Annotated in this window: 8 protein-coding genes; 3 read left to right on the top strand and 5 right to left on the bottom strand. The window is 38.9% G+C overall.

From position 1 onward, the window contains the following. Positions 1-110 precede the first annotated feature (110 nt). Entirely contained in the window at positions 111-623 is a 513-nt protein-coding gene (locus tag LI951_RS13250) for a flavodoxin domain-containing protein (RefSeq protein WP_267491751.1), read from the top strand. Positions 624-1,062: 439 nt separating this feature from the next. On the opposite strand, the gene whiA is transcribed toward LI951_RS13250, so the two are convergent. From whiA to uvrB, 5 genes are all read right to left on the bottom strand, one after another. Further along, a complete protein-coding gene (whiA, locus tag LI951_RS13255) occupies positions 1,063-1,995 on the bottom strand; it encodes a DNA-binding protein WhiA (protein WP_202069127.1) in 933 nt (310 codons plus the stop codon). A gap of 36 nt (positions 1,996-2,031) precedes the next feature. Continuing rightward, on the bottom strand, positions 2,032-3,024 hold the full coding sequence (locus tag LI951_RS13260; protein ID WP_202069129.1) for a gluconeogenesis factor YvcK family protein: 993 nt from the start codon (positions 3,022-3,024) through the stop codon (positions 2,032-2,034). Continuing rightward, positions 3,021-3,905 carry an RNase adapter RapZ gene (rapZ, locus tag LI951_RS13265; protein WP_229442503.1) on the bottom strand — a complete coding sequence of 295 codons (885 nt, stop codon included), beginning with the start codon at positions 3,903-3,905 and terminating at the stop codon, positions 3,021-3,023. Before rapZ ends, LI951_RS13260 begins: the two co-directional genes overlap by 4 nt. A gap of 656 nt (positions 3,906-4,561) precedes the next feature. Then, positions 4,562-7,378 carry an excinuclease ABC subunit UvrA gene (uvrA, locus tag LI951_RS13270; protein ID WP_229442504.1) on the bottom strand — a complete coding sequence of 939 codons (2,817 nt, stop codon included), beginning with the start codon at positions 7,376-7,378 and terminating at the stop codon, positions 4,562-4,564. Between the two features lie 10 nt (positions 7,379-7,388). Continuing rightward, positions 7,389-9,383 (bottom strand): excinuclease ABC subunit UvrB, encoded by a 1,995-nt coding sequence (uvrB, locus tag LI951_RS13275; protein ID WP_229442505.1) that lies wholly within the window; start codon positions 9,381-9,383, stop codon positions 7,389-7,391. Positions 9,384-9,731: 348 nt separating this feature from the next. On the opposite strand from uvrB, the gene LI951_RS13280 reads away from it, so the two are divergent. Continuing rightward, a complete protein-coding gene (locus LI951_RS13280; protein ID WP_229442506.1) occupies positions 9,732-11,882 on the top strand; it encodes an amino acid ABC transporter substrate-binding protein/permease in 2,151 nt (716 codons plus the stop codon). Then, positions 11,883-12,620, top strand: coding sequence for an amino acid ABC transporter ATP-binding protein (locus LI951_RS13285; RefSeq protein ID WP_202066994.1), 738 nt, complete (start codon positions 11,883-11,885; stop codon positions 12,618-12,620). Positions 12,621-13,324 lie beyond the last annotated feature (704 nt).

The following is a 13,324-nucleotide window of genomic DNA, read 5'->3' on the forward strand; positions in this document are numbered from 1 at the left end:
TCAATCTTTTATTATTTACAAATTCTGTATTTATGATATTATAAGAACAAAATATGAACAGTGTTCACTAAAAATGCATCGTTCAAAAAGGAGATGCTATTATCGATACTTTGCTCATTTACGATTCTAAAAAAGGTGGAACTAAAGAGATTGTACAATTGATTGCTGATCAACTTAAACAGTCTGTTAACATTTTTCCTGTTGACGATGTCCAACTTGCAGATCACCTTTCAGATGCAGCTCAACTTGTTTTTTGTGCCCCAGCCTATGCAGGTCAGCTTCGAAAACCCGCCCGTCAGTTCTTAAAGAAATACGAATCGGCTTTTAAAGAAAAAGAGTTATATCTGGTAAATACAGGTATTCAGTTTGATCAGGAAAAAGTAGACGTACAACTTGAAAATATTTTTCCTAAAGCGTTGTACAAACATGCAAAGCTGACAATTTTCGCAGGAACCATTACACGTTTAGAGAAAATGAATTTCTTTGAGCGGATGATTTTGAAAAAGATATTCAAAGATGAGAATATTCCTTTTGATACACACCACCCTTACAAAAAAATCAATCAGGAAAACATTCAATTTTTAGTGGATAAGCTAAACAGCGAGAATGTCTATTCAAGATGATTATTGGCAATTCAAAAGAAAAAGAGATCAGATTGGATTATCCGCAAAGGGACTGTGACATAAGTATGTCTGAGACCCCTAAAGCCGAATAAACGGTGTTCCAGTTGTATAATCCGAGCATTCGTAAAAAGCGTAGGAGCAAGTTCTTATATGCCCCACAGACATGCTTCAAGGAGCGGAACGAAGTCCTTCAATTCTTAGCGGCTTTGCCGTTTAGAAATTGATGAGATCGAAACGAAGTCCTTCAATTCTTAGTGGCTTTGCCGTTTAGAAATTGATGAGATCGAAACGAAGTGTAGTGTTGTGTTGTGTTGTGTAGTTGAGAACCCTAGACGCAGAACACTTCTGTCACAACCTCAGACAGCTTCTATTCAATCTGTTCTCTTATAAATTTAAGATTGCTATTCAATCATTGGTTTATTTTCTCAATTCACTCGATTTAGCTGGTTGCCCTTAATTTGTCTGCATATTCGTTAATTTTTCGAATTCGATGGTTGATGCCGGACTTCGAAATAGCTCCTGAAGGAATCATTTCTCCCAGTTCTTTTAGGCTGACCTCCGGATGCTCCAAACGCAGCTCAGCAATTTCCTGTAATTTATCAGGCAGAGCCTGTAGTCCAACAGTTAGTTGAATGTACTTAATATTATCGATTTGTTTGGACGCAGCATCAATCGTTTTATTTAGATTTGCTGTTTCACAGTTTACCAGTCGATTAACAGAATTCCTCATATCCCGTACGATACGGACATCTTCAAATTTTAACATGGAATTTGTTGCACCAATCAAAGTCAGAAAATCAGCTATCTTCTCAGCTCCTTTTAAATAGGAAATATAACCGCTTCTGCGCTCCAATGTTCGTGCATTAAGATCATAGTAATTCAACATATCACAGATGTCATTGTTGTGCTCTTCATAAGTGGAAAATATTTCCAAATGATATCTGCTGGTTTCAGGATTATTCACCGAGCCTGTGGCCATAAAAGCACCTCTTAAATAAGATCGCATTTTTTGTGCATTGCCCACAATTTCATCTGATACATGGTCTTGAAACATCATGCCATCCATAATATTCAAATCCGAAAGAACAGAATTCGTATCTTGTTTCAATCGTACAATATAAACATTATTCTTTTTCAATTTCATTTTTCGTCTCACCAGCAACTCTGATCGGACATTATAATGATCTTTCAATAAAGAATAGATTCTTCTAGCAATCGCAGCATTTTCCGTTTGAACATTCAAAACAAACTGCTGATTAACCAGACTTAAGGAACCATTCATCCGAATTAATGCAGCGAGCTCAGCCCTTGCATGTTCCCGATGCACTTCCAATGTGGTCAGTTCCTTTTTCACATCTGATGCAAATGACATGAAACATCCCTTCCTTCTATACAACTACTCCATTTTTTAGTACTTCGCTCCAAACACAATACGAAACAATTCTTCAACCACTTTATCTCCATCATGAAAAACGCCTCCGTCTCTCAGCTTAAGAAAATCTGTGGAAATGACACGACAGCCTTCATTTCTCAGCCCTTGAAAATCATGCCTGACCTGTACAAGATATTCATCATAAACATCAAAATCCATATAATTTTCCGGGACTGGTTCCGTGTTTACAAGCACCGTATCTACAAACTTTTCTTGCAAATGATTATGAAGAACTCTGATATGATCTGCATCTGTAAAGTGCTCTGTTTCACCCTTCTGAGTCATAATGTTACAAATATAGACAACTTCACCTGTCCTTCGGAGGATGGCATCGCCTATTTCACTGATGACCAGATTCGGCAGAATACTTGTGAATAAGCTCCCGGGACCTAAAACAATCATATCTGCTTCTTCAATTGCTTTCACCACTTTTCGTGCAGCTTTTGGCTGCTCTTCATCATTGGTATTTGAAACAAAAACATGATCAATCGTTTTTCGATCCACGGCAATATTGGATTCTCCAACTGCAATTGTTCCATCTTTAAAAACAGCATGCAGGGTCAGCGGGCGTTCTGATGAAGGATAAATATGGCCGTCAACATGCATAATCTTTGAAAGCAGCTGAATCGCTTCATAAGTACTGCCTCTCATTTCCGAAATAGCTGCGATAATCAAATTACCAATGGCATGATTGGCAAAGTATTTATCTTGTTTGTTAAAGCGATACTGAAAAATATCTTCATATAATTGAGGCATATCCGAAAGTGCCACCAATACATTTCTTAAATCTCCGGGCGGTGTCAGGTTCATTGATTTTCTGATTTCCCCACTGCTGCCGCCGTCATCTGCGACAGTGACAACTGCAGTAATATCCGCTCCCTGATTTCGGAGACTTTTCAGAATAACCGGCAGACCAGTTCCGCCGCCAACGACTACAATTTTAGGTTTTCGAATCCGATAGGTTTTCATGATCGATTCACCGTCTCTTTCCGTTTATCTTTATCACGGTGAGTCACATTCACATGATACTCTTCTGCCAACTTGCGGGAAATACGTTCAGTCAGAGCAACTGACCTGTGTTGACCTCCTGTACAGCCAATGGCAATTGTCACATTTGACTTCCCTTCTTTTTTATAGCCGGGAATAACAAACTCCAGCAAATCAACAAATTTTGTATAAAATTCTTCTGTTTCCGGAAAGCTCATCACATAATCATAGACCGACTGATTCATTCCAGTTAAGGGACGCAGTTCAGGAATATAGTGAGGATTTGGTAAGAAACGAACATCAATGACGATATCCGCATCAATTGGCAAGCCATATTTAAATCCAAATGACACAAATTCCAGACGAAACTCATGGGTAGCTCTGGATTTGAATTCCTGGTTAATTCTTTCCCTTAACTGGCGGGGAGATAGATTGGTTGTATCAATAACCAGTTGAGCATCTCCCTTAATTTCTTCCAGAATCGCCCGTTCTTTTCTGATACCTTCTGTAATCAGTCCATCCATTGCTAATGGATGAGTTCGTCTTGTTTCTTTATAGCGCGAAACTAGTTCTTCATCTGTTGCATCTAAAAACATAACAGTCGTATCAATCAGATTCGTATTTTCTATTTCAACAAGCATATTTTGTATTTCTCTAAAAAAGGTTCGTGATCTTAAATCGACGACTAAAGCAATTTTCGTTACTTTTCCTGATTCTTTAATTAGCTCCCAAAATTTAGGGATTAAGCTTGGCGGCATATTATCGATACAAAAATACCCCATATCTTCAAAACACTGAACAGCCACCGTCTTGCCGGCACCGCTCATTCCTGTAATTATTATTAATTCTAAATTATCTGCCATAAAATCGACTCCTTTGAGGACATTTTAATAATTATAACATTCCGGGCGTGTCAAAGGAAGCTTTTATGTCTGATCCTTTTGATAAATGAATTTTTCTCTAACGATTTCTCTTTGCAAACATCGTATTGATTAATCTTTATGAAATAAATTACAGGATAAATATTTTTTACATCGGGAGTCCATGCATTTATAAAGAAATCTAACCAGAAAATTATAGAAAATAAATAATTTTTCAAACAATAAAAGAGACAGCTTCTACCTTTGTAATAAGCAACCAAATTAAACCGCATCAATTATGCCAAGATAGTTAATGTTTAGAATTGGATTGTCACAATCCAAGCTAAAACAATCTTTCGGATGGTGTTTCAATAATTCAACCACTCACTTAATATTCTAATAATTTTTTCTCTTTTTAGATTCTAATTAAAAAAGAAAAAGGAACACCCCCTACTAAAGTTAAGAGATGTTCCTTTTTCTTTTTTGAACGGATTATTTATAGAGAGAAAGTTATAGACCAATTCACATCCATAACTTATCTTCATTAAACAAATTTTACCTTAAATAAAGATTTAAATCAAGGAAACTAAAAGAATCCTTAATAATTATTTGTTTGACTAAAATAAATATAAACAAACTGAAAATGGAGTATACCAATTCTAAAGAACGCTCTTCAGATATTGCCCTGTATAGCTCTCTTTTATTTCAGCAATATCTTCTGGAGTCCCTATTCCTACAATGGTACCTCCGCCTTCTCCACCCTCAGGTCCTAGGTCGATTACGTGGTCTGCTGACTTAATCATATCCAGATTATGTTCAATAACCAACACTGTGTTTCCTGTATCAACAAGACGATTCAAAACATTCAGCAAGCGAGAAATATCATCTGTATGGAGTCCCGTAGTTGGTTCATCTAAAATATAGAAATTCTTTCCGTTGGATATTTTATGAAGCTCACTGGCCAGTTTCATCCGCTGTGCTTCTCCCCCGGAAAGTGTGGTTGCAGGTTGTCCCAATGTTACATAGCCTAAACCAACATCTAATATCGTCTGAAGCTTTCGATGAATTTTCGGAATGTGTTGGAAGAACTCAACCGAATCTTCCACAGTCATTTCAAGTATATCTGAAATATTTTTTCCTTTATAATGAACATCGAGAGTTTCAGAGTTATAACGTTTTCCATGGCAGACTTCACATGGAACATAAACATCCGGCAGGAAATGCATTTCGATTTTTATAATACCGTCTCCCCGGCAAGCTTCACACCTTCCGCCTTTAACATTGAAACTGAATCTGCCCTTTTTATATCCACGGACTTTTGCTTCATTTGTCTTTGCAAACAGATCACGAATGTTATCGAATACACTGGTATATGTTGCCGGGTTACTTCTCGGAGTTCTGCCGATCGGACTCTGATCAATATCAATAACCTTTTCGATATGCTTATATCCTGTGACATTTTTATGTTTACCTGGTTTATTTGAATTTCGATTAATTTTTTGTGCCAAAGCTTTTTTCAAAATTTGATTTACCAATGTACTCTTACCGGAACCTGAGACACCAGTTACAGCAACGAATTCACCCAAAGGAAATTCCACGTTAATATTTTTTAAATTATTTTCTGCAGCACCAGTCACTTTAATTGATTTGCCGTTTCCTTTTCTGCGTTTTTCCGGAACAGAGATTTTTTTCTTTCCTGATAAATACTGTCCAGTCAATGATTTTTTATTTTTGGCAACCTCTTTTGGAGTGCCGGCAGCTACAATCTGTCCCCCCTGATCTCCAGCTCCAGGCCCAACATCGATTAGATAATCTGCTTCCCTCATTGTATCTTCATCATGTTCCACCACAATCAGAGTATTTCCAAGATCACGCATCTTCTTTAATGAAGCAATCAGACGATCATTATCCCGCTGATGAAGTCCAATTGACGGCTCATCAAGAATATAGAGTACGCCTGAAAGGTTTGAGCCAATCTGCGTTGCAAGTCTGATCCGCTGGGCTTCCCCTCCGGACAACGTACCGGAAGCCCTGCTCAATGTCAGATAATCCAGACCGACATTCTCCAGAAATGTCAGACGATCTCTGACTTCCTTTAAGATAGGTTTTGCGATCATCTCTTCCTGCTCAGACAATGACAGCTTATCAAAGAACGGCAACCCTTTTTTGATCGTCAGCTCGCTGACTTCACCGATGCTGGTCCCGTTGATTTTCACTGCCAGTGCCTGCTGATTCAAACGATATCCTTTACATGTTTCGCAAGGCAATTCGGTCATGTAAGTACGCATTTGTTCCCGAGTGAACTCACTATTGGTTTCATGATAACGGCGTTTAATATTCTTTAGTACCCCTTCAAAAGGGACGTCTACGTCTCGAACACCGCCAAAATCATTTTCATAGTGAAAATGGAATACTTCTCCGTTTGAACCATTTAAAATAATATCCTGATGCTCTTCTGGCAATTCACTGAACGGAGTATCCACATCAATACCAAAACTGAGCGCTGCTTGTTCCAGCATTTGAGGATAATATTGAGAACTGATCGGATTCCATGGAGCAACTGCTCCTTCTTTCAGTGTTTTTTCTGGATCGGGGATAACTAAGTCCTTATCTACTTCCAACTTCATTCCAAGCCCATCACAATCCGGGCAGGCTCCAAATGGTGCATTAAATGAGAACAGACGCGGCTCCAATTCTCCTACAGTAAAACCACAGTAAGGGCATGCATAATGTTCACTGAACAGCAATTCTTCCTTGCTGTTTACGTCTACTAAAGCATAGCCGTCTGCAAGCCGGAGGGCTGCCTCAAGTGAGTCAAAGAGACGGGAGCGAATACCCTCTTTTACAATAATCCTATCGACAACAATAGCAATATCATGCTTCTTGTTTTTTTCAAGTTCAGGCACTTCACTCAGATCATAAACTTCTCCATCCACGCGAGCTCTCACATAACCGTCTTTTTGGATTGATTCAAATACTTTTTTGTGCTGACCCTTTTTCTTTACAATTACCGGTGCCAAAATCTGAACTTTGCTTCGTTCCGGCAGTTCCAGGACACGATCCACCATTTGTTCCACAGACTGACTGGTAATTTCTATATGATCATTTGGGCAAATCGGATGACCGATTCTAGCAAACAAAAGACGCAGATAGTCATTAATTTCCGTAACTGTTCCTACTGTTGAACGCGGATTTTTACTTGTTGTTTTCTGGTCAATCGAAATGGCCGGACTTAATCCATCAATGCTGTCAACATCAGGCTTATCCATTTGACCTAAAAACTGGCGGGCATAAGCTGAAAGACTTTCAACATATCGGCGCTGTCCTTCGGCATATAAAGTATCAAAAGCCAATGAGCTTTTTCCAGACCCCGATAAACCAGTCACTACAACCAGCTTATCTCTAGGGATTGTTACATCTATATTTTTTAAGTTATGAGCTCTTGCTCCGTGAATGACAATTTTATCGTTTTGCATCTTTTACCTCCTAGTTTGAAGCCTTCAATTCCAGTATTGTATCTCTTAATGTAGCTGCAGCTTCAAAATCAAGCGCTTTGGCCGCATCTCTCATTTCTTTTTCCAGTCGCATCAGCAAATCATCTTTTTCCTGTTTCGTCATCTTATCATAAGACTTGCTGATTGTATAAGTTTCATCCTCTTCTGCAACCTTGGAAATGGAGATCAGATCACGGATTTCTTTAATGATTGTTTTCGGAACAATACCATGTTCTTCATTATATTGTTCTTGAATAGAACGCCGCCGTGCCGTTTCATCCATCGCTTTTTGCATGGAATCAGTAATTTTATCCGCATACATGATAACTTTTCCATCCGCATTTCTCGCTGCCCGTCCAATAGTCTGGACAAGCGACCGCTCGCTTCGCAGGAATCCCTCTTTATCAGCATCCAAAATAGCAATTAATGAAACCTCAGGTACATCCAGACCTTCTCTCAACAGATTAATTCCTATCAAGACGTCGAATTCTCCCAACCTCAGATCACGGATAATCTCAGTTCGTTCCATCGTTTTAATGTCACTGTGAAGATACTTTACCTTCATTCCAAGTTCTTTGAAGTAATCTGTTAGGTCTTCCGACATTTTTTTGGTTAATGTCGTAATAAAGACCCGTTGATTTTTTTCAATACGCTCATTAATTTCACCAACAAGGTCATCAATCTGTCCCATAATCGGACGAACTTCAATCACCGGATCAAGCAGCCCTGTCGGACGAATAATCTGCTGAATCACAGTATCTGTTTGTTCATACTCATAAGGTCCCGGTGTTGCAGATACATAAACAACCTGATGGACATGCTGCTCAAATTCTTCAAGACGTAAAGGCCGATTGTCCAGTGCACTTGGCAGACGGAATCCATAGTCAACGAGCATTTGCTTTCTTGCCCTGTCGCCATTATACATACCTCGTACCTGAGGCATGGTTACATGCGATTCATCAATGACCAGCAGAAAATCGTCCGGAAAGAAATCTATCAGAGTATACGGAGGCTCTCCTTCTGATCTGCCATCCATATGTCTGGAATAATTTTCAATCCCAGAGGTGTACCCCATTTCACGCATCATTTCGATATCATAATTGGTCCGCTGCTCCAGACGCTGTGCTTCCAGCAGCTTATTTTCAGACCGCAGAACCTTCAGACGAGCATCCAATTCATCTTGTATCTGACTGATTGCATGTTCCATATGGTCTTCATTTGTAACAAAGTGGGTTGCAGGGAAAATAACCGCATGCTCCGTTTCACCTAAAATTTCCCCGGTCAATGCATCCACTTCTCGGATTCTCTCTATTTCGTCTCCAAAAAATTCGACTCTCAACGCATGGTCATCTCTTGATGCCGGGAATATCTCAACAACATCCCCTCTGACACGAAAACGCCCCCGCTGGAAATCAATATCATTTCGTTCAAATTGAATATCCACAAGACTTTTCAGCAGCTGCCCTCTTTCTATTTCCATACCTGCTCTTAATGAAACAATTTGTTCACTGTATTCTTTTGGATCTCCCAAACCAAAAATACAAGAGACTGAAGCAACAACGATCACATCATTACGCTCCAGTAAAGCACTGGTTGCAGAGTGACGAAGTTTATCAATCTCATCATTAATACTGGCATCTTTTTCAATGTATGTATCACTTGAAGGAACATAAGCCTCCGGCTGATAATAATCATAGTAACTGACAAAATATTCAACTGCATTATTCGGAAAGAATTCTTTAAACTCTCCATATAGCTGCCCAGCTAATGTTTTATTATGAGCAATTACTAATGTCGGCTTGTTAATCTCTTTAATGACATTTGAAATTGTGAATGTTTTACCAGTTCCGGTGGCCCCCAAAAGAATCTGAGCCTTTTCTCCGCCTTCAACACCCTCAATCAGCTGAGCGATTGCTTGCGGCTGATCCCCATCCGGTTTATATTTTGAAACTAACTCAAATGTATTGGTGGTTTTTCTCTCAATCATAAGTTGTGCTCCCCTCGTGTAATTTTCTCACTAGAAAAGGAAAAGAGTAAATTTCTTACTCCCTGAATTATTTTAACATACCGAACATATTTTCGCTACTTCTATAATCTCAATTTTTTATCCGTTCTTATATGTATTATATATAGAAGGTATTCAAATGTTTCCCATCAGCTGAAAGCTTTTTAGAAGGAGAAATTATTAGTAACTAGGTGGGTTAACCTTGTCATAAAACCTAACATCAAACGTTAGATTTTTTTATTTTTTTTCTTACCTTTACCGAATTTATTGTTTTTCTCATGGATTTTGCTATATAATTGTTAAATATGTAATTATTTAGGAGGATTTTATATGAAGAAGAAGCACTTTTTATTTTCTTTATTTGCTATGATTGCAAGTCTGCTCATTTTAACGAACGGCAGTACGAGCTGGGCAGAAGAAAAGACTTATGATATTGGAACAGATCTGACATTCGCCCCATTTGAATTTCAGGATTCAAATGATGAATATATCGGTATTGATATAGACTTGCTGAATGCAATTGCAGAAGATCAGGGATTCAAAGTGAATCTTAAGCCTCTTGGATTTGACTCAGCCATTCAAGCTGTACAGTCAGGACAGATTGATGGAATGATCGCGGGAATGAGTATTACAGATGAACGAAAAAAATCCTTTGACTTCTCAGAGTCCTATTTTAACAGCGGCCTGCAAATGGCTGTCAAACAAGGAAATGATACCATTGAGAACTATGATGATTTAGATGGTAAAACAGTTGCTGCCAAAGTAGGAACGGAAAGTGCAGCTTTTCTTGAGAAAAATCAGGACAAGTATGGCTATTCCATTAAAAATTTTGATGATGCAACTGGTCTGTATCAGGCTCTTCAAAATGGTGAAGCCGATGCGATCTTTGATGATTATCCAGTATTAGGCTATGCCATTACAAATGGACAAAAGCTTCAACTGGTTGGAGCAAAAGAAACCGGCAGTTCTTACGGATTTGCTGTGAAAAAGGGGCAAAACCCTGAACTGATCGAAATGTTCAACGACGGACTTGAAAAACTAAAAGAAGACGGCACCTATGATAAAATCATTGCAGAGTATATCTCTTCCGGTTCTGAAGATGCTGAAGGTGAAATGAAACAAATTGAGCCTAAAAAAGATGTGTATACAATTGCCAGTGATTCAACGTTCGCGCCTTTCGAATTTCAAAATTCTGATGGTGAATACGAAGGAATCGATGTTGATTTGATCAATCGAATTGCTCAACTTCAGGGCTTTACAATTGAGTTTAAGTTTATTGGGTTTAGTTCAGCAGTTCAAGCTGTGGAATCCGGTCAGGCAGACGGAATGATTGCAGGGATGACCATTACTGATGAACGTGAAAAATCCTTTGATTTCTCCACTCCTTATTTCAACAGCGGAATTCAAATTGCTGTAAAAAAAGGCAACGATTCTATAACTTCCTACGAAGATTTAAAAGATCAAACAGTTGGAGCAAAAATCGGGACAGAGAGTGCTGACTTCCTTGAAGCGAATAAAGATAAATATGGATACAAGATCAAATATCTGGATACAACAGATGCCTTGTACAGCTCTTTGGATATTGGCGAGATTGCTGCGATGATGGATGATTATCCGGTAATCGGTTATGGAATTGCTCAAGGGCAGGCTTTGTCGACACCCATTCCACGTGAAGAAGGCGGCTCTTACGGGTTTGCTGTAAAAAAAGGCAAAAATCCTGAATTAATTGAAATGTTTAATGAAGGCTTGGCTGAATTAAAACGAACAGGTGAGTACGACACAATTGTTGGAAAATATATTAAAGACGGCAGCACCAAAAATACTGTAGATGAATCCACCTTTTCCGGAATGATTAAAAATAACTGGAAGCGTCTGTTAAGCGGATTATGGATGACTGTTCAGCTTACACTGATATCTTTTGTTTTAGCGTTAATTCTGGGTGTGATTTTCGGTCTGTTTAGTGTTTCTCCAGTAAAAGCTTTACGTGTAATCTCAACAATTTATGTAGATATTATTCGGGGAATTCCACTAATGGTAGTTGCATTCTTTATTTATTTCGGCTTGCCAGGTATTTTAGGCTTTAACATTCCTGTATTTATTGCTGGGATTATCACACTGACCCTAAATGCCAGTGCTTATATTTCAGAAATTGTCCGGGGCGGAATTAACGCTGTGCCAGTTGGACAAATGGAGGCTTCCAGAAGTTTAGGCCTGTCCTACAATAAAACAATGCGAAAAATCATTCTGCCGCAGGCTATCAAGATTATGATTCCTTCGTTCGTAAATCAATTTGTTATTTCTTTGAAGGACACAACGATTCTTTCTGCAATTGGTCTAATTGAATTACTACAGACGGGTAAAATTATTGTTGCCCGCAACCTTCAAAGTACCATGGTTTACTTAATAATTGCTGTAATGTACCTGATACTCATTACATCATTAACAAAACTGGCAAAAGTTCTTGAAAAGAGGGTGAAATAAATGACTGAAAAAATTCTTGTTGAACATTTGGTGAAAAAATTCGGCGATAATACTGTATTGAATGATATCAATGTTTCGATCAACGAGGGCGATGTTGTTTGTATCATCGGACCCTCAGGATCTGGAAAAAGTACATTTCTGCGCTGCCTGAATCAGCTTGAAGAAGCATCAAGCGGTGATATCATTATCGACGGTTCAAATCTGACAGATAAAAATACGGATATCAATAAAGTCCGCCAGCATATTGGAATGGTGTTCCAGCACTTTAACCTGTTCCCGCATTTATCTGTACTGGAAAACATTACTCTGGCTCCTGTAGATTTGGGACGTCTGTCTCCTGCGGAAGCGAAAGAGGAAGCAATGAGACTTTTGGATACGGTCGGATTGGCTGATAAAAAGGACAGCTATCCGAAATCTCTTTCAGGGGGCCAAAAGCAACGTGTGGCAATTGCTCGAGCACTGGCTATGAACCCAGATATCATGCTGTTTGATGAACCAACTTCTGCACTTGATCCGGAAATGGTTGGGGATGTGCTGAATGTTATGAAGAAGCTGGCAAAACAGGGAATGACCATGGTTATCGTTACTCATGAAATGGGCTTCGCTAAAGAAGTAGCGAACCGGGTAATGTTTATCGATGGCGGAAACTTTCTGGAGGATGGTTCACCGAAACAAATTTTTGAATCTCCTCAAAATGAGCGGACAAAAGACTTCCTTGATAAAGTGTTGAATATTTGATAAGTAAACTCTCCTGAGTATTGGCTTGCTCAGGAGAGTTTTTAATGCAGCAGCGGTATTGAAACTATCATAGCCTCTCTGGGCAGCTTAATTGGGTTCAAAATCTATATAGACCATTATCCAGAAAAAAACAGATACTTTTTAATTCAATTTACTTGTTTCAATAGACTATTTTTAACTGCTTTTGTGCTTTAAAACCTGCTAATTTAAGTAAAAGAGCCTGTGACAAACACTCATGAGGGCTATCGCCCTCACCAAACAGAATGAAAAGAAAAAAAACGATCGACCTACACGCTATTTCCTGTCATACTAAAGAGGACAGAAGGGCTTGTAGGTCGATCACTTATTGAAGTTCTTTTCCAAGTTGACCTTGAGGGACAAACTAGATCGTTCTACTTATCTGCTCCTGCGGTTACTCGTCGCATTTAAGTCCGTATACATGCTCCTTCGGTTACTCGTCGCATTTAAGTCCGTATACATGCTCCTTCGGTTACTCGTCGCATTTAAGTTCATGTACGTGCTCCTTCGGTTACTCGTCGCATTTAAGTTCGTATATATGCTCCTTCGGTTACTCGTCGCATTTAAGTTCGTATACATGCTCTTGCGGTTACTCGTCGCATTTAAGTTCGTATACATGCTCCTTCGGTTACTCGTTGCATTTAAGTTCGTGTACATGCTCCTTCGGTTACTCGTCGCATGGAGAA

Source organism: Enterococcus sp. BWT-B8 (assembly GCF_020567625.1).
GTDB lineage: Bacteria > Bacillota > Bacilli > Lactobacillales > Enterococcaceae > Enterococcus_L.